Origin of the sequence: Azohydromonas lata NBRC 102462, assembly GCF_001571085.1 — a bacterium.
Classification (GTDB): Bacteria; Pseudomonadota; Gammaproteobacteria; order Burkholderiales; family Burkholderiaceae_C; genus Azohydromonas; species Azohydromonas lata.
In genome coordinates, this window is the sequence record NZ_BCTC01000052.1 from 24,354 (window position 1) to 45,286 (window position 20,933).

Consider the following 20,933-nt stretch of genomic DNA (forward strand, 5'->3'; position numbering starts at 1 on the left):
CACAAGCATGCCGGGCTGTGGTTTTTTTGGCCTTTGAATGCCTGTTTGCCGGGTAATGGGGAAAACATGGTTTCAAAACACATGTGCCGTTTCGCCGGTTTATCGGGGCTGGCTTGGGGACTGTTCATGAGCCTGCCGGCCGCGGGGCAGGGCTTGTGCCCGCCGGGCGCCACCGGGGCGGATTGCCCCCTCTCGGCACCCATCATCGGCGGCGTGCTCACGGCGCAAAGCGTGCAGCGCCAGCGCGGTCTGGTCACGCTGGCCACCGGCTGCAGCGGCACGCTGCTCAACCGCTTCTGGGTGCTCACGGCGGACCACTGCGTCACCACCAACGGCAGCATCAACGGCCCGCTGGCCCCGCTGGCCAACCTGCGCGTGTCGGCCGTCTGGACGACGCGCACGGCCACGCCCACGCGCGTGGTGCGCTACGCCAACGGCGCGGCGCCGCGCGACCTGGCACTGCTCTTCCTGGGCGCGGGCGACTTCGGGTCCATGCCCACGCAGGCGCTGTACGCGCCGGTGCTGGCCACCACGCAGACGCTGCGCGCCTACGGGCGCGGCATCAGTGCCTTCGCCACTGTGGCGGCCAACGGCACGGTCACGCCGGCCGTCTCCGATGGCCGCTACCGCAACGCCGACATACGGCCCACCACCGCCTCCGCGGCCGCCTATACCTACCCGCCCAATGCCGCCGGCCAGATCATTGCCGGCGGCGACAGCGGCGGCCCCGACTGGGTGCTGGACGCCAGCGGCAACCACCTCGGCATTGCCGGCGTGCATTCCTTTTGTTCCGGTGTGACCTATGCAGCCGGCAAACCCCAGGTATGGACCTGGGCCACCGGCCTCAGAAACTGCACCAGCGCCGCCGTGCGCGACAAGCGAGCCAATATCCTGGCCGTGATTCGCGAAGGCGTCATTCCCTGCGCCGGAGTTTCTGCCGGCTGCGCGGTGCCTGAGTTGGCCGCTTTTGAATTGCTGCTGAATTAGGCATGGATTGAAATCCGGGGCGGGTTTTGAAGAGGCCCGCCAATTTCCGAAAAGGAGGCGTCTGCCATGTCAAGCCTGTCTGCCTGCCGAGCCGCCGTGCTGCTGGCCGCCGCCGTGTCGGCCGCGCCCTCTTGGGCGGCGATGGCCTACACCGACTGGGGCTCGGTCACCTCGCTGGAGGGGGGCTGGACGGTGGACTCCATGTCCATCGCCCACTCCGCGCCGCTGGTGAATCCGGACTTCTGCAGCGTCACCAACGCCGGCTACGCCACCAACCCCGCCGACAGCGGCCACAGCCTGTTCCACACCATGCTGCTGGGCGCCTTCCTCAACCGCAAGGAGACGCGCATGCTCATCTCGGGCTGCGCCTTCAACAAGCCGCGCGTCATCTCGGTCCACATCCGCTAGCGGCGCCGGCGTTGGGCGCCGCCGGGCAAGCTCAAGGCGCGATCACTTCCCCGCTGGGGCCGCGGCGGCCGGCGCCACCGTCAGGCTGCTGTAGTTGATGGGCTGCCATTCGTAGCCCTTGCCCGCCGGGCGCAGCCGGCCCAGGCCGGGGAAGGAGAGGTGGGCGCCGGCGATCCACGTGCCCTGGCGCGCGGCCTCGGCCATCACCTTGCGCCGCTGCGGCGCGGCGGCCTTGGGGTCGGTGTCGAACAGGATGGTCACGCCCGGATCCGGCATCTGCACCGCCGCGGCGTGCATGGTGTCGCCCCACACCAGCATCTGCTCACCCTGGCTGCTCACCAAAAAGCCGTTGTGCCCCGGCGTGTGCCCGTGCAGCGGCACGGCCTTCACGCCGGGCACCAGGTCCGTCGGCCCCTCGAAAGGCTGGAACTTGCCCGCGTCCACGTAGGGCTTGAGCGACGCCATGGCGGCCTGGAAGAAGCCCTTCATGTCCTTGGGCGCCTTTTCCATGTTGGCCGTGCTCAGCCAGTAGTCGGCGTCGGCCTTGTCCACGCGCACCACGGCGTTGGGAAAGGCGCGCTGGCCGTCGGCCACGAGGCCGCCCACGTGGTCCACGTGCAGGTGGGTGATGTAGACCTCGTCCACCTGCTCCGGCTGGTAGCCCGCGGCGCGCAAGTTGGCCAGCAGCTTGCCCAGCGTGGGGCCGAAATTGCCGGCCGCGCCCGTGTCCACCAGCACCAGCTTGGAACCGGTGTTGATCAGGTAGCCGTTGAAGGACGACTCCACCGGCAGCGGCAGCCGCGCGTGGTCGAAGCGCTTGCGTGTCTCCTGCGGGCGGCCGTGCAGCAACTGGTCCATCGGCAGGTTGGTGGTGCCGTCGGACAGCGCCGTGATCTCGAAGTCGCCCAGCACCATGCGGTACCAGCCGGGCGCCTGGGTCTTGATCTGGGGCGCGGCGGCGTGGGCCGGGGCCAGGGCGAGGACAGCGGCGGCGGCCAGGCCGCCCAGCAGGGAACGCAGCATCGTGGAGGTCTCAACGAAAGTCGCAGGGACGGCCAGCATAGCCGCGCCCATCGCGCGAACCGGGGGCCTTGACGAAGCGCGAAGCCTGCTTGTCAGGCGTCTTCCAGCCGCCAGCCCGCCTCTTCCCACCAGTAGCCCGCGGCGTCGTAGAAGCCGTCCCACACGCAGCCGTTGCAGCCGCGGCCGCAGCAGGTGGTGGGCTCTTCCGGCGGGGCCGGCAAGGTGACGCCCAGCGCGGCGGCGCGCTGCTGCATGTGAGCGAAGAGGGCGCGCGCGGTGTCGCGGTCGGTGAAGAGTTCGCGGCTCAAGGGACTTACTCCAGGCAAGCCGCCATTGTCCGACGCCCGGCAATGCCGCCCCGGCGCGGACGGACAATCACGCCCATGCCGCTCACCCTTGCCGCCGCCTGCCACAGCGAACTGCTGATCCAGAAGAGCCGCTTCATCGGCTGCGTCGAGCCCGTGCCGGACCGCGCCGCGGCGCTGGTGCGCGTGGCCGGGCTGCGCGCGCTGCACCCCACGGCCACGCACGTGTGCTGGGCACTGCTGGCCGGCGGCCAGTCCGCCGCGGTGGACGACGGCGAGCCCGGCGGCACGGCCGGCCGCCCCATGCTGGAAGTGCTGCGCAGGCAACAGCTCGAAGGCGTGCTGGCCACCGTGGTGCGCTACTTCGGCGGCGTGAAGCTGGGCGCCGGCGGCCTGGTGCGCGCCTACACCGACAGCGTCGCCCAAGCCCTGCTGCAGGCCGAGAAGGTGCAGCTGCAGCGCCTGCAGGCCCTGCGCTGCACCGTGCCCTACGCGCTGGAAGGCCTGCTGCGCCGCGAAATCGAGGCCGCCGGCTTCAACTTGGGCGAAGTCGCCCACGGCAGCCTGGTGCAGCTCAGCTTCAGCGGCCCCGAGGACCGCACCGCCGCCTTCGTCGCCCGCATCAACGAGATGGGCCAGGGCAAGGTGGGCTGGCTGCGGGCCGATTGACCCGCGGGCCGCGGGCTCAGTACTGCCCGCGCCGCGATTCCTCGGTGTGCCCCTGGCGGTCGGCGCCGCCGCTGCCGGAGCGCATGGGCGGGCCCTTGGGCTCGCCGGCAGCGGGCGCCCCGGCCGTGCCGCCAGCGCCGCCTACACGGGCCTCGGCCAGCCAGTCCGAGCTTTGCGTGGTGCCGTCGCCCGCGCCGCTGCTGCCTTGCGCGGTATTGCCCACGGCGCTCGTGGTATCGGGCACGGCCTTGCCCGCGGGCCCCGGCGTGCCGTTGGGCGGCGTCTCGCCGGGCGGGTTGGCAATGGTGTCGGACTTGATCATGGCAACTCCTGTGGTTGCCCCCTGGGCGGCAAGCCCCATGCCGTGCGGCGGGGCAGGGGAGGTGGTAGCGCTGCCATCGGCTGCGGCGCGCGGCGCACAATCCCGCCATGGACGACACGACGAGCACTCCCCGCAAGCGCCGCGGCGGCGGGGGCATCACCCTGGGCGACGTGGCCCGCCTCGCGGGCGTGGCGCCCATCACCGCCTCGCGCGCCCTGAACACGCCCGCGCAGGTGTCGCCGCAGGTGCTGCAGCGCGTGCGCGAGGCCGTGCAGCGCACGGGCTACGTGCCCAACCTGCTGGCCGGCGGCCTGGCCTCGCGGCGCAGCCGGCTGGTGGCGGCCGTCGTTCCCTCCATCGCCGGCCCGGTGTTCCTGGAGACGGTGCAGGCCCTCACCGAGGCCCTGGCCGACAAGGGCTACCAGCTCATGCTGGGCCAGAGCGGCTACGACGGCGCGCGCGAGGACGAACTGCTCGAACAGATCCTGGGCCGCCGCCCCGACGGGCTGGTGCTCACCGGCGTCATGCACTCGCCCCAGGCGCGCCGGCGCCTGCAGGCCAGCGGCCTGCCGGTGGTGGAGACCTGGGATTTCACGAGCTCGCCCGTGGACATGCTGGTGGGCTTCTCGCACGAGGCCGCCGCCGCCGCCATGGCCGACCACCTCGTGTCGCGCGGCTACCGGCGCCTGGCCGTGCTGGGCGGCGACGACGCGCGCGCCCTGCGCCGCCAGCGCGGCTTCGTCGAGCGGGCCCGCGCGCTGGGCTGCGGCGAGGTGCCCGCGCTGGCGCTGCCCGCGCCCACGGGCGTGCCGGAAGGCCGCGCCGGCCTGCACCGGCTGCTGGCGCAGGCGCCGCAGACGCAGGCCGTGTTCTGCGCCTCCGACGCGCTGGCCCTGGGCGCCCTGGCCGAGGCGCAGTCCCGCGGCTTGCGCGTGCCGCAGGACCTCGCCCTGGCCGGCTTCGGCGACATGCCCTTCGCCGCCTCCCTGCACCCGGCCCTGACCACCGTGCGCATAGACGGCACCGCCATAGGCCGGCATGCGGCGCGCTTCATCGTGGAGCGCGTGGAGGGGCGCGAGGTGGGGGAAAAAGTGATCGACGTGGGCTTCAGCGTGGTGCAGCGAGAGAGCACCTGAGGCTGTCTCAAGACCCTGCGCAGGGGTAAACCCGAGCACGAATCCAATTCGGTAGCGCTACCATCGTGCCTTCATTTGGTAGCGCTACCGTTTGGATTCCACCGGCAGCCGCAGCATCAGAAAGCCCCGCCATGAAGTACACGCGCCGCACCCTGCTTGCCCTGACCCTGGCCGCCGCCGCCTGTGGTGCCGTGCAGGCGCAGGGCTATCCCAGCAAACCCATCACCTGGGTCGTCCCGTTCGCCCCGGGCGGCTCCACCGACGTGGTGGCGCGCACCGTGGCGCAGCACCTGCAGGCCGCGCTCAAGCAGGGCGTGGTGGTGGACAACCGGGCCGGCGCGGGCGGCGTGATCGGGGTCTCGGCCGTGGTCAAGGCCGCGCCGGACGGCTACACGCTGATCGGCGGGACCATCAGCACCCATGCCATCAACGCCTCGCTCTACAAGAACCTGCCCTACGACCCGGTCAAGGACTTCGAGCCCATCAGCCTCATCGCCTACGTGCCCAATGCGCTGATGGTGAATGCCGGCCTGGGCGTGAGCTCCGTGCAGGAGCTTGTCGCCTGGATCAAGGCCCATCCCAAGGAAGCGTCCTATGCCTCTTCCGGTGCCGGCACCTCCACGCACCTGACCGGCGCGCTGCTGGCCGACACCTTGGGCGTGCCCATGCAGCACGTGCCTTACAAGGGCAGCCCGCAGGCGCTGCAGGACGTGGTGGCCGGCAACGTGCCCTTCCTCTTCGACCAGCTCACCGCCGGCCTGCCCCTGGCCAAGGGCGGCAAGCTCAAGGTGCTGGCCGTGACCTCGCAGAAGCGCAACGTGCTCGCGCCGGACGTGCCCACCATGGTCGAGGCCGGCATGCCCGGCTTCAACCTCGTTTCCTGGCAGGCCGTGTACGCGCCCAAGGGCACGCCCAAGGAGATCACCCAGCGCCTGGCGACCGAAATCGCCAAGGTGCTGCAGATGCCGGAAGTGAAAACCAAGCTGGAGCAGCAGTTCGGCATGGAAGTCGTGGGCGGCGGCCCCGAGCAGCTCGCCGCGCTGATGCGCACCGACATCCCGCGCCTGGGCGCGCTGGTCAAGAAGACCGGCGCCAGCGCCGAGTGACGCGCCTCCCGGCTGCTCCTTTCGCCCAACGCTGAAACAAAGCCTCGTCATGCCCGCGAAAGCGGGCATCCACGCCGGCCGGGATGCCGCCCGGTGTTCGTGGACACCCGCTTCCGCGGGTGTGACGGCGGGGCTTCAGCGGCCTCAACCAACATTTTTGAACACCCCATGAAGCACCGCGACAACCTGATCCGCCACGTCCGCGTCACCCCCATCGCCTTCCGCGACGGCCCGCTGCTCAACGCCAGCGGCATCCACGAGCCCTGGGCGCTGCGCGCCATCGTGGAAATCGAGACCACGGACGGCCGCGTCGGCTTGGGCGAGACCTACGGCGACGAGCCCATGCTGCGCGCGCTGGACGTGGCCAAGCCGCTGCTGGAGGGCCTGTCGCCCTTCGATCTGAACGAGATGGAGCAGCGCGTGCGCGCCGCCTTCAAGCCCGCCGCCACGGCGGCGCTCAATGCCGGCGCGGTGGAATTCACCCTGGCCCCCGGCTCGCACACGGCCAAGAACGCGGCCAAGGTCACCAGCGCGCTGGAAGTGGCCCTGCTGGACCTGCAGGGCCAGCTGCTGAACGCCCCCATCGTGGACCTGCTCGGCGGCGCCGTGCGCGACTCGGTGGCCTACAGCGCCTACCTCTTCTTCAAGTACGCCGAGCACGCGGACAAGCCTTACGCGCCGGACGCTTGGGGCGAGGGCCTCAGCCCCGCGCAGATGGTGGCGCAGGCGCAGCGCATGGTGGACCTCTACGGCTTCAAGAGCATCAAGGTCAAAGGCGGCGTGTTCGAGCCCGCGCACGAGATCGCCACCATCCGCGCCCTGCGCGAGGCCTTCCCCAAGCACCCGCTGCGCCTGGACCCCAACGCCAACTGGTCGCTGGCCACCAGCATCCAGGCCGCGCAGGAGCTGGACGAGCTGCTGGAGTACTACGAGGACCCGACGCCCACGCTGGAAGGCATGGCCGAGCTCTCCAGGCACTGCAAGTCCCCGCTGGCGACCAACATGGTGGTGACGACCATGGACGAGTTCCGCCGCAACGTGGAGCTGGGCTGCAAGACGAAGATCATCCTGTCCGACCACCATTACTGGGGCGGCCTGCGCGCCACGCAGGCGCTGGGCCGCATGTGCGAGGTGTTCGACCTGGGCCTCTCGATGCACAGCAACTCGCACCTGGGCATCAGCCTGATGGCCATGACCCACGTGGCCGCCGCCGTGCCCAACGTCAGCTACGCCTGCGACACGCACTACCCGTGGCAAGAGGAAGAAGTGATTGCCGGCGGCCGCATCGCCTTCAAGGACGGCGCCGTGGCCGTGCCGACCAAGCCGGGCCTGGGCGTGGAGCTGGACCGCGAGGCCCTGGCCCGCCTGCACGAGCAGTACCTGGGCTGCGGCGTGCGCAACCGCGACGACCTCAAGCAGATGCGCAAGTACCAGCCGGACTTCAGCGGCAAGAGCCCGCGCTTCTGAGCCACCGGCCCGGTGGCAGGGGGGCACCACGCCCCACGCGGCACGCGGCTTGCCCAAGACGGGCGCCCGCCGCGCCGGTTTCCCATGAGCTGCCGCGGTGGACGTTTGCAGCGGCGGCCCGCGTCCAGTGATGTGCGTTGGGCCGGCCGTGCCGAACAAAACAAGCCTCTAGAGGACCATCCCGCATGAATGCCAAGCACTTGCTGCCCGCCGCCCTGATCGCTTCCGCCTTCCTGACCGGCTGCGGCACCCTGGCCGGCAGCCCCGACCGCGCCGACGGCGCCCCGCACCGCACCGTGGGCGAGGCCGTGGACGACGCCAAGATCGTCACCGAGCTCAAGGCCAAGTACGCCGCCGACAGCGACCTGAGCGCCCTCAAGATCAACGTCGATTCCACGCAAGGCTTCGTGCGCCTGCGCGGAGAGGTGAAAACCTTCGCCGCCCGCCAGAAGGCCGAGGCCATGGCGCGCGACATCAAGGGCGTCAAGTCGGTGGACAACCAGCTCATGATCACCGGCTGATTTCCGCTCCCCGCGCGGGCCGATGCCGGCCCGCTCTCTCCCGACGGCGCCGCCATCGACGGCGCCGTTTCGTTGGGGCGTCCGCAACGGAAGTCCTCAAGATTTCCAGGCACCGGCCGTTACTTCCAAGCAACGAAAGTCCCTGGGAGGGGTGCCATGAAGATCGCCAGTTCCAGCCTGCAAATGGCTTCCATGCATGCCGAAAGCCGTCAGACCGACGTGAAGGAGACGATGCAGGCGTGGAACGGCAACCGCCGCAGCACCCTCAGCCTGGAAGGCCACTACGCCAGTGCCGGCGTGGGCGTGGTAGCCAGCTCGGTGGAGATTTCGGAGGCCGGACGCCGCGCCGCCGCGCAGGCCGAGGCGCGGGCCTCCCTGCAGGAGGCGGCGCTGTCGGCCTCGGCCTCCGAGTCCACCGCGCCTGCGTCCGGCACGTCCGCGACGGAAGGCACCAGCGAGGAGGACGAGGACAACCTGCCGCCGCGCCTGAAGCTGATCAAGAGCGTGGTGGAGAAGGTGCTGGGCGAGTTCATACGCTTGGCCAATGCCCGCCCGCTTGAGGCCGCCCAGACCGCCCAGACCGCCCAGACCGCCCAGGCTGGCCAAGCCGCCCGCCGGCTCGACAACGCCACGGCCGTGGGCATGAGCTACGACAAGACCGTCACCCACACGGAAAGCGAGCAAATGCATTTCGAAGCCCAGGGCGTGGTGAAGACCGCCGACGGGCAGGAAATATCTTTCCAAGTGGCGCTGGACATGCAGCGCAGCTATTCCAGCTCGGAGAGCACGCATTTCCAGGTCGGCCAGGCGCCCAAAGACCCGCTGGTCATCACCTATCCCGGCCAAGTCCCGGAATTGACCGACACGAAATTCGATTTCGATCTGGACGGCGACGGCAGCAAGGAAAAAATCAATTTTGTAAAGTCGGGCAGCGGCTTCCTGGTTTTCGACAAGAACAACGACAACAAGGCCAACGACGGCAAGGAACTGTTCGGCACGAAAACCGGCAACGGCTTTGCAGAATTGGCTGAACTGGACGTGGACAAAAATGGCTGGGTGGATGAGAACGACCCGGCCTTCAGCCAGTTGAAACTCTGGACCAAGGACGGAGCCGGCAAGGACCACCTGCAGGGTTTATTGGCGGCCAACATAGGCGCCATTTCCACGCAAAGCACGGCTGCGCCTTTCAAATTCAAGGATGCGAATAACGTGGAGCAGGGCGTGATGCGCCAGGCGGGGGTTTATTTGCAGGAGGACGGAAAAGGCGCGGGAACGGTGGCGCAGGTGGATTTGATGGTGTGAGGGATTTGATGGCGGAATTTATTCCGCCCTATCCAATGCCGCTCCGCCCGCCAGCGCCGCCAGGCAGGAAACACACAGGCAGCCCTCGAACCGCTGCCTCAACGTCGCCTGCAATTCCGCACTCAATTGCACCGTCGTGCACGGGCAAGGCCCCGCGCCATTGACGCCGCAATGAAAACTCCCCCCGCAGCGTGGGCAGCGGTCGTCCAGCGGCGGGATATTCACGGCGGCGTCGTTCATGGCGGTCAGGCAAAGAGCGTCTTGTATTGGTCGCGCAGCAGGTTCTTCTGCACCTTGCCCATCGCATTGCGCGGCAGTTCAGGCGAAATGAAAACCTGCTTGGGCACCTTGAATCCCGCGATGCCGGCTTTCAGCTTGGCGATGACTTCGGCCGCATCCAGCGCCGCGCCGGCCGCGGGAATCACCACCGCCACCACCGCCTCGCCGAAATCCGGGTGCGGCACGCCGACCACCGCGCTTTCCGCCACGCCGGGAAAGTCGTTGATGAAACTCTCGACTTCGGCCGGGTAGACGTTGTAGCCGCCGGAAATGATCAAATCCTTGCTGCGGCCCACGATCACCACATAACCGTCGGCTTCGATTTTCCCCACGTCGCCGGTCTTGAACCAGCCGTCGGCGGTGAATTCCTCTTTCGTCTTTTCCGGCATGCGCCAGTAGCCGGCGAACACGTTGGGGCCACGCACCTGGATATGGCCGATCTCGTTGGCCGGGCAGGGGTTGCCTGCGTCGTCCATCACGCGCACGCCCACGCCGGGCAGGGGCTGGCCGACGGTGCCGCCGCGGCGCTGGCCGTCCTGCGGCTTGCAGGGGTTGGAGGTCAGCATGGCCGTCTCGCTCATGCCGTAGCGCTCCAGGATGGTGTGACCGCTGCGCTGCTGCCACTGCGTGAACGTGTCTATGAGCAGCGGGGCGGAGCCGGAGATGAACAGGCGCATGCGGCTGCAGGCCTCGCGCGTGAGCCCCGCGTCGGCCAGCAGGCGCACGTACAGCGTGGGCACGCCCATGAAGACGGTCGCCCGCGGCAGCAGCGACACGACCGTGCGCGGGTCGAACTTGTTGAGCCACAGCATCGTGCTGCCGTTGAGCAGCGCGCCGTGCGAGGCCACGAACAGGCCGTGCACGTGGAAGATGGGCAGTGCGTGGATGAGCACGTCGCCGGGCTGCCAGTCCCAGTAGTCCTTGAGCACCTGCGCGTTGCTCAGCAGGTTGCCGTGGCTGAGCATGGCGCCCTTGCTGCGGCCGGTGGTGCCGCTGGTGTAGAGGATGGCGGCCAGGTCGTCGGCGCCGCGCTCCACGGGCCTCTGCTCGTCGCTTTGCACCGACGCGCGCTGCAGCAGCGTGCCGTCGCGCTCCTCGCCCAAGGTGAACACGTGTTGGGCGCCCGCGTTGAAGGCCGTGCGGCTGACCCAGCCGAAGTTGCGCGGCGCGCACACCACCACGGCCGGCTCGGCATTGCCGATGAAGTACTCGACCTCGGCCGCCTGATAGGCGTTGTTCAGCGGCAGGTAGACCATGCCGGCGCGCAGCACGCCGAGGTAGAGCATCAGCGCCTCGACGCTCTTGTCCACCTGCACGGCCACGCGCGGCGGCACGCCGTCGCTGCTGGCCGGGAGGTCCAGGCCCTGCAGCAGGTTGGCGATCATGGCGCTGCCGCGCTCGATGTCGCGCCAGGTGTAGTGCAGCGGGCCGCCGGGGGCGTCCAGCGCTTCGATGGCGCAGCGGTCCAGGTCGGCGGGAAAGCCCGCGCGCAGCGCGGCGTAGAGGTTGCTCATGGTCTGGAAAAACAGGTCTGGGGGCAGCGGGGACGGGCGCCTGTGGAGCGCCGGCCCGTCTCGGACGGCGAACTTGGCGAACCCGCGATCATGCCAAGCACCGCGCCGCGGCGGCCCGGCGGGGGCGGTTTGAACCATCACTCCATGCGCGCGCCGGAGCTTTTCACGACATCGGCCCAACGCCGGGTTTCCTTGGCCGCGTAGGCTCCGAAGGCCTCGCCCCAGACGTTGGGCGTCTCGCTGCCCAAGCTGGTCCAGGCGGCCTTGAGCTCCGGCGACTCCAGCGCCTTCTTCAGCTCGGCCTGCATGCGCTCCACGGACTCGCGCGGCGTGCCCTTGGGCGCCCACAGGCCGTACCAGGTGCTCACCACGTAGTCCGGCACGCCCAGCTCGCGCGCGGTGGGGATGTCGGGGAAGCCGGGCGCGCGGCGCTCGCCGGCCACGGCCAGCGCCTTCAGCCGCCCGCTGCGGATGTGCGCGGCCGAGCTGCCCAGGCCGTCGAACATCATGTCCACCTGCCCGGCCATCAGGTCCTGCAGCGCCGGGCCCGCGCCGCGGTAGGGGATATGGGTGATAAAGGTCTTGGTCTGCAGCTTGAACAGCTCGCCGGCCAGGTGGTGCGAGGTGCCGTTGCCGGCCGAGCCGTAGTTCAACTGGCCCGGTTTACTCCGCAGCCGCTGCAACAGCCCGGGCAGGTCGGAGGCTGCCGGCCTGCTTGCGTTGACCACGATGACCTGCGGCACGCTGGAGACCAGGCCCACGGGAATGAAGTCGGCTTCCAGGCTGTAGTCCAGCTTGGGGTACATGGCCGGGGCGATGGCGTGGTGCACGCCGCCCATGAAGAAGCTGTGGCCGTCGGCCGGCAGCCGCGCCGCCAGCGCCGCGCCCACGGTGCCGCCGGCACCGCCCTTGTTGTCGATCACGAACTGCTTGCCCAACTGCTTGCTGAGCTGCGCGAACAGCGGGCGGGCGAAGGCGTCCGTGCCGCCGCCGGCGGGGAAGGGGACGATCACCGTCACCGGCTTGGTGGGCCAGCCGGCACTTGGGCCGGCAGCCGAGGTGGCGGTTTGTGGCCAAGCGGGCAGGCAGGCCCAGGAAAAGGCTGCGGCGGCACAGGCCAGCCGCGTGCGTCCAGTGGTCATGGTTTGTCTCCGGCGGCCCTGCTGCGTGGCAAAGGCTTCATGGAATGAGGGTGGGGGTGCCGGGCTGCGGCCCGGCGGCCGCAAGTGTATGCAGGCGTATCAGCCGGCCGACAGCTCCGGCAGCCAGCGCGCCAGGGCGCGGCGCAGGGTTTCGAAGACGATGGGCTTGGTGAGGTAGTCGTCCATGCCGGCGGCCAGGGCCATCTCGCGGTCGCTGGCCAGGGCGTGCGCGGTGAGCGCCAGGATGGGGAAGCCCGGCAGCCGCCCCTGTTGCTGCATCTCGCGCAGCCGGCGCGTGGCCTGCAGCCCGTCCATCACCGGCATCTGCAGGTCCATGAGCACCAGGCGCGGCGGCATGGCCTCGCAGCGCTCCAGCGCCTGCGCGCCGTCGTCCGCGGTGAGCACTTCCAGCCCAAGCGCCTTGAGCATCTCCAGCGCAATCATCTGATTGACCGGATGGTCCTCGACCAGCAGCACCGGACCGGCGGCCAAGGTTCCAACGGCATCAGTGGCGGGCGCTTGTGGCACCGAATTCATGCAGTTCTCCATGCGGGTGCCCGAAATGGCCGGGGTCTTTCCTGGTCTGCCGGCACGTACCGCGTAAGCACGCAGTCGGCGCCCATGCTAGCACCGGCCCCCTTGTTGACGGCCCCGGAAGCTTGCCCAGGTTTTTTCTTGTCGCATCAAGCATTTAGGTCCATTTCGGCAAAAAAGCCGAAACGTTAAACCTTGTATTCGGTCCCCGTCCATCAGGCCGCGGGATTGCTCTCCTGGGCAATTCTGGGGCCCTGCGTGGCAACCCTGCCCAGGGGTGTTTTTTTATACAGTCCTAGAATCTTCCGCCTCTTTCTGAAAAGACCCATCCATGAGTTCCGGAGTCATCCGCATCCGCGGCGCGCGCCAGCACAACCTGAAGAACCTGGACCTGGACATCCGCACCGGCGAGATGACGGTGGTCACCGGCCCAAGCGGGTCGGGCAAGTCCAGCCTGGTGTTCGACACCCTCTACGCCGAAGGCCAGCGCCGCTACGTGGAGACCTTCAGCGCCTACGCGCGCCAGTTCCTGGACCGCATGGACCGCCCGGCCGTGGACCGCGTCGAGGGCGTGCCCCCGGCCATCGCCATCGACCAGACCAACCCCGTGCGCACCAGCCGCTCCACGGTCGGGACGATGACGGAGCTCAACGACCACCTGAAGCTGCTGTTCGCCCGCGCCGCCGACCTGTTCGACCGGCAGACCGCGCTGCCCGTGCGCCACGACACGCCGGAGTCCATCTACGCCGAGATGCAGCGCCGCGCCGCGCTGAACGGCGACCCGCGCCTGGCCCTGACCTTCCCCGTGGAGCTGCCCGCCAACACCAGCGCCGAGGAGGTCGAGCAGTGGCTGGCCGCCGGCGGTTTCACGAAAGTGCAGGCCGAGCGCACCGTGGGCGAGCGGAAATTGCTGGACGTGGTGGCCGACCGCTTCCGCATCGGCAACGTGGAGCAGGTGCGCGCCATGGAGGCCATCGAGCTGGCGCTCAAGCGCGGCACCGGCCGGCTCACCGTCTACGTGCTCCAGGACGGGGGCGAGGAGCTGTGGAAGTTCTCCACCGGGCTGCACTGCCCCGAGAGCGACGTCCGCTACGCCCAGCCGCAGCCCTCGCTGTTCTCCTTCAACTCGCCTTTTGGCGCCTGCGAAACCTGCAAGGGCTTCGGCCGCGTGATCGGCGTGGACATGGGCCTGGTCATTCCTGACGAGCGCAAAACGCTGCGCGGCGGCGCCATCAAGCCCATGCAGACGCCCGCGTGGAAGGAGTGCCAGGACGACCTGATCAAGTACGCCGGCGAGGCCGGCATCCCGCGCGACACGGCCTGGTCGCAGCTCTCCCCGTCGCAAAAGGACTGGGTGCTGGGCGGCTCGCCCAACTGGAACGGCCAGTGGAACAAGCAGTGGTACGGCGTGCGCCGCTTCTTCGACTACCTGGAGAGCAAGGCCTACAAGATGCACATCCGGGTGCTGCTGTCCAAGTACCGCAGCTACACCGAGTGCCCAAGCTGCCGCGGCGCGCGGCTCAAGACCGAGGCGCTGCTGTGGCGCATAGGCACCAAGGCACAGGCCGACGCGGTGCTGCCGCCTGAAAAGCGCTTCATGCCCAAGGGCGTGGACTGGACCCGCGAGCAGCTCCAAGCGCTGCCGGGCCTGCACCTGCACGACCTCATGCAGCTCTCGCTGCAGCGCCTGCGCGGCTTCTTCGACGGCATCGAGGCCGGCGTGCAGGACAAGCCGCAGGCCGAACAGGCCGCCATGGAGCTGCTGCTCGACGAGGTGCGCACCCGGCTGCGCTACCTCTGCGACGTGGGCCTGGGCTATTTGACGCTGGACCGGCAAAGCCGGTCTCTTTCCGGCGGCGAGGTGCAGCGCATCAACCTGACCACGGCGCTGGGCACCTCCCTGGTGAACACGCTGTTCGTCCTGGACGAGCCCAGCATCGGCCTGCACCCGCGCGACATGGACCGCATCGTGCAGGCCATGCAGCGCCTGCGCGACGCGGGCAACACGCTGGTGGTGGTGGAGCACGACCCGGCGGTGATGCTGGCCGCCGACCGCCTCATCGACATGGGCCCCGGCCCCGGCGAGCGCGGCGGCAGCATCGTCTTCGACGGCACGCCGGACGCCGCCCGCCAGGCCGATACGCTCACCGGCGCCTACCTGGGGGCGCGCAAGCACGTCGGCGGCAGCATCAAGCGCTTCGTCAGCGACAGCACGCCGCGCCTCATCCTCGAAGGCGCGCGCGAGCACAACCTCAAGAACGTCACGGTCGATTTCCCGCTGCAGCGCCTGGTGGTCGTCACCGGCGTCTCCGGCTCCGGCAAGAGCACGCTGATGCAGGACGTGCTGTACCCCGCCCTGGCCCGCCACTTCGGCAAGGCCACCGAAGCGCCCGGCGAGCACGACCGGCTGCTCGGCGCGGACATGCTCTCCGACGCGGTGTTCGTCGATCAAAGCCCTATAGGCAAGACCGCGCGCTCCAACCCCGCCAGCTACGTCGGCGCCTTCGACGAGATCCGAAAGCTCTTTGCCGAGGCGCCGCTGGCGCGCGAGCGCGGCTATGGCGCGGGCATGTTCAGCTTCAACGCCGGCGACGGCCGCTGCCCAACCTGCGGCGGCTCCGGCTTCGAGCACGTGGAGATGCAGTTCCTGTCGGACGTGTACCTGCGCTGCCCGGACTGCGAAGGCCGCCGCTACCGCGCCGAAATCCTGGACGTGAAGATCGAGCGCCGCCTGCCCGCCGAAGTGACGGGCGGCGAGCTGAGCGTGGCCGACGTGCTGGAGCTGACCGTCAGCGAGGCGCTGCAGCGCTTTCGCGGCGACCGCGAGGTGGCGCGCGCGCTGCAGCCCATCGTGGACGTGGGCCTGGACTACCTGCGCCTGGGCCAGCCCGTGCCCACGCTCTCCGGCGGCGAGGCGCAGCGGCTGAAACTGGCGGGCTTCCTGGCCGAGGCGGCGCAGTCCGCCTCCAAGAGCCGCCAGCCGCTGGCGCGCAAGGGCACGCTGTTCCTGTTCGACGAGCCCACCACGGGGCTGCACTTCGAGGACATCGCCCGCCTCATGCGCGCGCTGCGCAAGTTGCTGGAGGCGGGGCATTCGCTCATCGTCATCGAGCACAACCTGGACGTGATCCGCGCCGCGGACTGGCTCATCGACCTGGGCCCCGAGGGCGGCGAGGGCGGCGGCGAGCTGGTGGCGGCCTGCACGCCGGAGGACATCAAGGCCCACCCCATCTCGCACACCGGCCGGGCGCTGTGCGCCTACGAGCGCGCGCTTGGGCTGGACGGCGCGGTGGAGGAGGGGCGGCCGCTGCAGTCGCTGGTCGCGTCGCGGCGCGCCACGCCGCCGGCCGAGTCCATCCGCATCGTCAACGCCCACGAGCACAACCTCAAGGGCGTGGACGTGGAGATTCCGCACGGCCGCTTCAGCGTCATCACCGGCGTCTCCGGCTCCGGCAAGAGCACGCTGGCCTTCGACATCCTGTTCAACGAGGGGCAGCGGCGCTACCTGGAGTCGCTCAACGCCTATGCGCGCTCCATCGTCCAGCCCGCGGGGCGGCCGGAGGTGGATGCGGTGTACGGCATCCCGCCCACGGTGGCCATCGAGCAGCGCCTGTCGCGCGGCGGGCGCAAGAGCACGGTGGCGACCACCACCGAGGTCTGGCACTTCCTGCGCCTGCTGTGGGTGAAGCTGGGCCTGCAGCGCTGCATCCACGACGGCACGCCGGTGATGCCGCAAAGCGCCGAGAGCATCGCCGCGCAGTTGCTGCGCGAGCACCGCGGCCAGCACGTGGGCCTGCTGGCGCCGCTGGTCGTCAACCGCAAGGGCCTGTACACGGACTTGGCCAAGTGGGCCCTGGCCCGCGGCCACACGCACCTGCGCGTGGACGGCGAGTTCGTCCCGGTGCAGCCCTTCCCGCGCCTGGACCGGTTCAAGGAGCACACGGTCGAGCTGCCGGTGGGCGACCTGCTGGTGACGCCGGAGAACGAGAACCGCCTGCGCGAGCTGCTGCAGTCCGCCCTGGAGCACGGCAAGGGCGTGATGCACCTGCTGCATCCGCTGGACAAGCTGCGCGACGCCATGGCCTGCGGCAAGCCGACCAGCGGGCTGTGCCACGTGAAAGTCTTTTCGACCAAGCGCGCCTGTCCGACCTGCGGGACGAGCTACCCCGAGCTGGACCCGCGCATGTTTTCCTACAACAGCAAGCACGGCTGGTGCGGCGAGTGCGTGGGCACGGGCCTGGCGCTCACGCGCGAGCAGCGCAAGGTCTATGACGACTCGGTGCGCGACGAGGACAACCGCGGCCGCGAGCAGGCTTTCCCGGCCGAGGAGGCCGAGGCCGAAGGCGTCACCGACCGCGCCTGCCCGGCCTGCCACGGGGCGCGGCTCAACCCCGTGTCGCTGGCCGTGCAGTTCGACCAGCGCCCCATCAGCGAGGTGGCGGCCTGGTCCGTGCAGCAGGCGCGCGAGTGGATGGACGGTTTGAAGCTCGTTGGGCGTGACGCCGGCATCGCCCGCGACGTGGTGACGGAAATCGCCAGCCGGCTGAAATTCCTGGAAGCCGTGGGCCTGGGCTACCTGACGCTGGACCGCGCCGCCCCCACGCTCTCCGGCGGCGAGGCGCAGCGCATACGCCTGGCCGCGCAGTTGGGCAGCAACCTGCAGGGCGTGTGCTACGTGCTGGACGAGCCCACCATCGGCCTGCACCCGCGCGACAACGGCATCCTGCTGGACGCCCTGCAGGAGCTGGGCAGCCGCGGCAACACGCTGGTGGTGGTGGAGCACGACGAGGACACCATCCGCCGCGCCGACCACATCATCGACATCGGCCCCGGCGCCGGCCGCCGCGGCGGCCAGGTGGTGGCCCAGGGCACGGCCGAGGAGCTGGCCGCGCAGCCGGCGTCCATCACCGGCCGCTTCCTGGCCTCGCCCTTGAAGCACCCGATCGAGGCGCGCCGCCCGGTGGACGACGGCGTGCAGTGGCTGCGCGTGCGCAAGGCGAATCTGCACAACCTGCAGAGCGTGGACGTGGGCGTGCCGCTGCGCCGCCTGGTGGCGGTGACGGGCGTTTCGGGTTCCGGCAAGAGCACGCTGGCGCGCGACGTGTTGCTCTCCAACGTGCAGGCGCTGGTGGCGGCGCGCGGCAAGGGCGTCTCGCTCACCGGTTGCGGCGCCGTGGAAGGCTGGCTGCACGTGGACCGCGTGCTGGAGGTGGACCAGACGCCCATCGGCAAGACGCCGCGCTCCTGCCCGGCGACCTACATCGGCTTCTGGGACGCCATCCGCAAACTCTTCTCGCAGACGCTGGAGGCCAAGGCGCGCGGCTATGGGCCGGGGCGCTTCAGCTTCAACACCGGCGAGGGCCGCTGCCCGGCCTGCGAGGGGCAGGGCCTGCGCACGATTGAAATGAGCTTCCTGCCCGACGTGAAGTTGCCCTGCGACGTGTGCCACGGCCAGCGCTTCAACCCGGAGACGCTGGCCGTCACCTGGCGCGGCAAGAGCATTGGCGACGTGCTGAACATGGCGGTGGACGAGGCGGTGGAGTTCTTCGCCTCCATGCCCGGCATCGCGCACCCGCTGCAGTTGCTCAAGGACGTGGGCCTGGGCTACCTGACGCTGGGCCAGCCCTCGCCGACGCTCTCAGGCGGCGAGGCGCAGCGCATCAAGCTGGTGACGGAGCTGTCCAAGGTGCGTGACGAGGTGGGCCGCCGTGGCCAGAAGGCGCCGCACACGCTGTACGTGCTGGACGAACCGACGGTGGGCCTGCACATGTCGGACGTGGAGCGGCTGATCCACGTGCTGCACCGCCTGGTGGCCGGCGGCCACAGCGTGGTGGTGATCGAGCACGACCTGGACCTGATCGCCGAAGCCGACTGGGTGCTGGACCTGGGCCCCGAAGGCGGCAGCGGCGGCGGCAAGCTCGTCGTGGCCGGCCCGCCGGAAGCGCTGGTCAAGGCGGGCAGCCATACGGGCAAGGCGCTGGCGCCGGTGTTGAGCAGGTGACGAGGGCGGCCCGGGGCGAAGCTTGCAGCGACCGGCTGACTGACTCGACACATGCCGAAAGCTCAAGCGTTTCGTCCTCTACTTCGTCATTTCCGCCTTCGCGGGAATGACGAAATTGGGTGTGAACCGCTTCAGCTCACGGGCTGCTTCAACAGCGAAGCGCTGCTGCGCTTCTTCGCCTCCCACACCCGCCACCCCAGCAGCGCCGCAATCACCGCCGCGTAGATCGACCACTGAGTGAAATCGTTCTTCCCCGCCTTCATCCAGAAGAAGTGCAGCAGCGCCAGTAGTGCGATGGCGTAGATGCTCTGGTGCAGCCGCTGCCAGCGCTTGCCGCCCAGCGCCTTGATGGCGCGGTTGAAGGAGGTCAGCGCCAGCGGCGTCATCAGCACCAGCGCAGCCGTGCCGACCAGGATGAAGGGCCGCTTGGCGATGTCCTTCAGGATCACTTGCAGGTCCAGGCCCTGGTCCAGCACCGCGTAGCAGACGAAGTGCAGGACGGCATAACCGAAGGTCGCCACGCCCAGCATGCGCCGAAAGCGCACCAGCGCCGGCTGTTTCAGCAGCACCCGCAGCGGCGTGATCGCCAAGGTCGCGCACAGCAGCCGCAGCGTCCAGTCGCCGCTGCGGCGTATCAGCGCCTCGGCCGGGTTGGCGCCCAAGCTGTCGGTGGCCGCGGCCCACACCAGGTAGGCCAGCGGCAGCAGCAGGAGCGCGAACAGCAGCGGCTTGGACGCCGGGTGCAGCAGCAAAGGCTTTTTCCTCGCCGCGCCGGCGGCGATTGCGGGGTTCGCCACGTCGGCCGCCTTGTCAGTAGTTCTTCTTCAGGTCCATGCCCGCGTAGAGCTGGCCGACCTGCGGCTCGTAGCCGTTGAACATCAGCGTGGGCCGCTTCTTGGCGAAGAGGCCGCCCTCGCCAATGCGCCGCTCCGTGGCCTGGCTCCAGCGCGGGTGGTCCACGTTGGGGTTCACGTTGGAATAGAAGCCGTATTCCTCGGCCGCCGACTTCTGCCACGCCGTGCGCGGCTGCTGCTCCACGAAGCGGATCTTCACGAGGGACTTGCCGCTCTTGAAACCGTACTTCCAGGGCACGGCCAGGCGCAGCGGCGCGCCGTTCTGGTTGGGCAGCACCTCGCCGTACATGCCGAACACCAGCATGGTCAGCGGGTGCAGGGCCTCGTCCATGCGCAAACCTTCCACGTAGGGCCAGTCCAGCACGCGGGAGCCCACGAAGGGCATCTGCTTGGGGTCGGCCAGGGTCACGAACTCCACGTACTTGGCGTTGCCCGTGGGCTGCACGCGCTTGATGACTTCCGACAGCGAAAAGCCGATCCACGGAATCACCATGGACCAGCCCTCCACGCAGCGCAGGCGGTAGAGGCGCTCCTCCAGCGGCGCCAGCTTCATGAGCTGCTCGATGTCGAAGGTCTGCGGCTTGGCGACGTTGCCCTCCACCGTCACCGTCCAGGGCCGCGTCTTCATGCGGCCGGCCGTGGCGAAGGGGTCGGACTTGTCGGTGCCGAATTCGTAGAAGTTGTTGTAGGTGGTGGCGTCCTGGTAGTCCGTCACCTTGTCCATGGCGTTGGCGCTGGGCAGGGTGCTGGGCACGGAAGCCAGCTTGGGATATTGACCGTGGCCGGTGAAGGCGGCGCGGGCGTCGCGCGCCGCCCACGTGGCCAGCACGCTGCCGGCAGCCCCGGTGGCGATGGTCTTGAGGAACTGCCGGCGCTGCTCATAAACGGCCTGCGGCGTGATCTCGGACGGGGTGGCGTGGTTGAAGCCGCGGTCCCTGATCGGATGCATATGAAGTCTCCTGGTTGCTTGTGGTCCAGACCGTGTACGAACCGGCGAAGTTCCTGGAGGCCTGTCGATGTGAAGTTTTCGTGAGAAAGCTGTCAGCGCTGCCAGCTTTCATGGGGCGGTGAAGCGCCAGTGGCCTGGAAAAACCCCGCCGCCCGCGGGCCGCAAATGAAAACGGCGCCCGCATTGGGCGCCGTCTCGTTCAAGGGTTTTATCCGTTCAAGCCGGGCTCACAGCTCGCCGTAGGAGTGCAGGCCGGAGAGGAACATGTTCACGCCCAGGAAGGCGAAGCTGGTGACCACCAGGCCGGCCAGCGCCCACCAGGCGGACATGGAGCCGCGCAGGCCCTTCATGAGCCGCATGTGCAGCCAGGCGGCGTAGTTCAGCCACACGATCAGCGCCCAGGTCTCCTTGGGG

At 69.3% G+C, this 20,933-nt stretch carries 19 protein-coding genes; 9 read left to right on the forward strand and 10 right to left on the reverse strand.

The window, feature by feature from the left end; translation table 11 throughout:
* The first annotated feature begins 81 nt into the window (after window positions 1-81).
* Both ALA01S_RS17990 and ALA01S_RS17995 read left to right on the forward strand, forming a co-directional pair.
* The gene (locus ALA01S_RS17990; protein WP_066339032.1) at window positions 82-987 is read left to right on the forward strand and encodes a trypsin-like serine protease; all 906 of its coding nucleotides are present in this window, start codon (window positions 82-84) and stop codon (window positions 985-987) included.
* A 66-nt stretch (window positions 988-1,053) separates the two neighbouring features.
* Window positions 1,054-1,395 carry a hypothetical protein gene (locus ALA01S_RS17995; RefSeq protein WP_066339041.1) on the forward strand — a complete coding sequence of 114 codons (342 nt, stop codon included), beginning with the start codon at window positions 1,054-1,056 and terminating at the stop codon, window positions 1,393-1,395.
* 42 nt (window positions 1,396-1,437) lie between these two features.
* On the opposite strand, the gene ALA01S_RS18000 is transcribed toward ALA01S_RS17995, so the two are convergent.
* Together ALA01S_RS18000 and ALA01S_RS18005 are read right to left on the reverse strand one after the other, a co-directional pair.
* Window positions 1,438-2,418, reverse strand: coding sequence for an MBL fold metallo-hydrolase (locus tag ALA01S_RS18000; protein ID WP_066339044.1), 981 nt, complete (start codon window positions 2,416-2,418; stop codon window positions 1,438-1,440).
* 92 nt (window positions 2,419-2,510) lie between these two features.
* On the reverse strand, window positions 2,511-2,672 hold the full coding sequence (locus ALA01S_RS18005) for an oxidoreductase-like domain-containing protein (protein ID WP_066339084.1): 162 nt from the start codon (window positions 2,670-2,672) through the stop codon (window positions 2,511-2,513).
* Between the two features lie 129 nt (window positions 2,673-2,801).
* On the opposite strand from ALA01S_RS18005, the gene ALA01S_RS18010 reads away from it, so the two are divergent.
* A complete protein-coding gene (locus tag ALA01S_RS18010) occupies window positions 2,802-3,392 on the forward strand; it encodes an IMPACT family protein (protein WP_066339047.1) in 591 nt (196 codons plus the stop codon).
* 16 nt (window positions 3,393-3,408) lie between these two features.
* On the opposite strand, the gene ALA01S_RS18015 is transcribed toward ALA01S_RS18010, so the two are convergent.
* Window positions 3,409-3,714, reverse strand: a complete 306-nt coding sequence (locus ALA01S_RS18015; protein WP_066339050.1) for a hypothetical protein — start codon at window positions 3,712-3,714, stop codon at window positions 3,409-3,411.
* Between the two features lie 107 nt (window positions 3,715-3,821).
* On the opposite strand from ALA01S_RS18015, the gene ALA01S_RS18020 reads away from it, so the two are divergent.
* The 5 genes from ALA01S_RS18020 to ALA01S_RS18040 all read left to right on the forward strand — a co-directional run bounded on the left by ALA01S_RS18020 (window position 3,822) and on the right by ALA01S_RS18040 (window position 9,246).
* Window positions 3,822-4,850, forward strand: coding sequence for a LacI family DNA-binding transcriptional regulator (locus ALA01S_RS18020; RefSeq protein WP_066339052.1), 1,029 nt, complete (start codon window positions 3,822-3,824; stop codon window positions 4,848-4,850).
* A gap of 131 nt (window positions 4,851-4,981) precedes the next feature.
* The gene (locus ALA01S_RS18025) at window positions 4,982-5,956 is read left to right on the forward strand and encodes a Bug family tripartite tricarboxylate transporter substrate binding protein (RefSeq protein WP_066339054.1); all 975 of its coding nucleotides are present in this window, start codon (window positions 4,982-4,984) and stop codon (window positions 5,954-5,956) included.
* 168 nt (window positions 5,957-6,124) lie between these two features.
* Window positions 6,125-7,423, forward strand: a complete 1,299-nt coding sequence (locus ALA01S_RS18030) for a glucarate dehydratase family protein (protein WP_066339056.1) — start codon at window positions 6,125-6,127, stop codon at window positions 7,421-7,423.
* Between the two features lie 185 nt (window positions 7,424-7,608).
* Entirely contained in the window at window positions 7,609-7,944 is a 336-nt protein-coding gene (locus tag ALA01S_RS18035; RefSeq protein WP_066339059.1) for a BON domain-containing protein, read from the forward strand.
* Window positions 7,945-8,100: 156 nt separating this feature from the next.
* Window positions 8,101-9,246 carry an SPM autocatalytic domain-containing protein gene (locus ALA01S_RS18040; RefSeq protein ID WP_066339061.1) on the forward strand — a complete coding sequence of 382 codons (1,146 nt, stop codon included), beginning with the start codon at window positions 8,101-8,103 and terminating at the stop codon, window positions 9,244-9,246.
* Window positions 9,247-9,264: 18 nt separating this feature from the next.
* Here ALA01S_RS18040 and ALA01S_RS32000 read toward each other — a convergent pair whose 3' ends face one another.
* From ALA01S_RS32000 to ALA01S_RS18055, 4 genes are all read right to left on the reverse strand, one after another.
* Window positions 9,265-9,486 carry a cysteine-rich CWC family protein gene (locus ALA01S_RS32000; protein ID WP_084267692.1) on the reverse strand — a complete coding sequence of 74 codons (222 nt, stop codon included), beginning with the start codon at window positions 9,484-9,486 and terminating at the stop codon, window positions 9,265-9,267.
* A gap of 5 nt (window positions 9,487-9,491) precedes the next feature.
* The gene (locus ALA01S_RS18045) at window positions 9,492-11,039 is read right to left on the reverse strand and encodes a malonate--CoA ligase (protein ID WP_066339064.1); all 1,548 of its coding nucleotides are present in this window, start codon (window positions 11,037-11,039) and stop codon (window positions 9,492-9,494) included.
* A 137-nt stretch (window positions 11,040-11,176) separates the two neighbouring features.
* Window positions 11,177-12,181: a Bug family tripartite tricarboxylate transporter substrate binding protein gene (locus ALA01S_RS18050; protein WP_084267693.1), complete on the reverse strand. Its 1,005-nt coding sequence runs from the start codon at window positions 12,179-12,181 to the stop codon at window positions 11,177-11,179.
* Between the two features lie 99 nt (window positions 12,182-12,280).
* Window positions 12,281-12,718, reverse strand: a complete 438-nt coding sequence (locus tag ALA01S_RS18055; RefSeq protein ID WP_218011490.1) for a response regulator — start codon at window positions 12,716-12,718, stop codon at window positions 12,281-12,283.
* A 328-nt stretch (window positions 12,719-13,046) separates the two neighbouring features.
* Between ALA01S_RS18055 and uvrA the strand changes: the two genes are divergently transcribed.
* Window positions 13,047-18,716, forward strand: a complete 5,670-nt coding sequence (uvrA, locus tag ALA01S_RS18060) for an excinuclease ABC subunit UvrA (RefSeq protein ID WP_066339074.1) — start codon at window positions 13,047-13,049, stop codon at window positions 18,714-18,716.
* A gap of 131 nt (window positions 18,717-18,847) precedes the next feature.
* Here uvrA and msrQ read toward each other — a convergent pair whose 3' ends face one another.
* The 3 genes from msrQ to ccsA all read right to left on the reverse strand — a co-directional run.
* Window positions 18,848-19,513, reverse strand: coding sequence for a protein-methionine-sulfoxide reductase heme-binding subunit MsrQ (gene msrQ / locus ALA01S_RS18065; protein ID WP_238455846.1), 666 nt, complete (start codon window positions 19,511-19,513; stop codon window positions 18,848-18,850).
* 13 nt (window positions 19,514-19,526) lie between these two features.
* On the reverse strand, window positions 19,527-20,519 hold the full coding sequence (gene msrP / locus ALA01S_RS18070; RefSeq protein ID WP_066339077.1) for a protein-methionine-sulfoxide reductase catalytic subunit MsrP: 993 nt from the start codon (window positions 20,517-20,519) through the stop codon (window positions 19,527-19,529).
* Between the two features lie 227 nt (window positions 20,520-20,746).
* The coding region (gene ccsA / locus ALA01S_RS18075) for a cytochrome c biogenesis protein CcsA (protein WP_169805954.1) at window positions 20,747-20,933 on the reverse strand (187 nt) is incomplete at its 5' end.

Bases quoted from the DNA above. Each gene is read 5' to 3' on its own strand.
- ALA01S_RS17990 (WP_066339032.1), top strand. From the start codon at position 82: ATGTGCCGTTTCGCCGGTTTATCGGGGCTGGCTTGGGGACTGTTCATG.
- ALA01S_RS17995 (WP_066339041.1), top strand. From the start codon at position 1,054: ATGTCAAGCCTGTCTGCCTGCCGAGCCGCCGTGCTGCTGGCCGCCGCC.
- ALA01S_RS18000 (WP_066339044.1), bottom strand. From the start codon at position 2,418: ATGCTGCGTTCCCTGCTGGGCGGCCTGGCCGCCGCCGCTGTCCTCGCC.
- ALA01S_RS18005 (WP_066339084.1), bottom strand. From the start codon at position 2,672: ATGCAGCAGCGCGCCGCCGCGCTGGGCGTCACCTTGCCGGCCCCGCCG.
- ALA01S_RS18010 (WP_066339047.1), top strand. From the start codon at position 2,802: ATGCCGCTCACCCTTGCCGCCGCCTGCCACAGCGAACTGCTGATCCAG.
- ALA01S_RS18015 (WP_066339050.1), bottom strand. From the start codon at position 3,714: ATGATCAAGTCCGACACCATTGCCAACCCGCCCGGCGAGACGCCGCCC.
- ALA01S_RS18020 (WP_066339052.1), top strand. From the start codon at position 3,822: ATGGACGACACGACGAGCACTCCCCGCAAGCGCCGCGGCGGCGGGGGC.
- ALA01S_RS18025 (WP_066339054.1), top strand. From the start codon at position 4,982: ATGAAGTACACGCGCCGCACCCTGCTTGCCCTGACCCTGGCCGCCGCC.
- ALA01S_RS18030 (WP_066339056.1), top strand. From the start codon at position 6,125: ATGAAGCACCGCGACAACCTGATCCGCCACGTCCGCGTCACCCCCATC.
- ALA01S_RS18035 (WP_066339059.1), top strand. From the start codon at position 7,609: ATGAATGCCAAGCACTTGCTGCCCGCCGCCCTGATCGCTTCCGCCTTC.
- ALA01S_RS18040 (WP_066339061.1), top strand. From the start codon at position 8,101: ATGAAGATCGCCAGTTCCAGCCTGCAAATGGCTTCCATGCATGCCGAA.
- ALA01S_RS32000 (WP_084267692.1), bottom strand. From the start codon at position 9,486: ATGAACGACGCCGCCGTGAATATCCCGCCGCTGGACGACCGCTGCCCA.
- ALA01S_RS18045 (WP_066339064.1), bottom strand. From the start codon at position 11,039: ATGAGCAACCTCTACGCCGCGCTGCGCGCGGGCTTTCCCGCCGACCTG.
- ALA01S_RS18050 (WP_084267693.1), bottom strand. From the start codon at position 12,181: ATGACCACTGGACGCACGCGGCTGGCCTGTGCCGCCGCAGCCTTTTCC.
- ALA01S_RS18055 (WP_218011490.1), bottom strand. From the start codon at position 12,718: ATGAATTCGGTGCCACAAGCGCCCGCCACTGATGCCGTTGGAACCTTG.
- uvrA (WP_066339074.1), top strand. From the start codon at position 13,047: ATGAGTTCCGGAGTCATCCGCATCCGCGGCGCGCGCCAGCACAACCTG.
- msrP (WP_066339077.1), bottom strand. From the start codon at position 20,519: ATGCATCCGATCAGGGACCGCGGCTTCAACCACGCCACCCCGTCCGAG.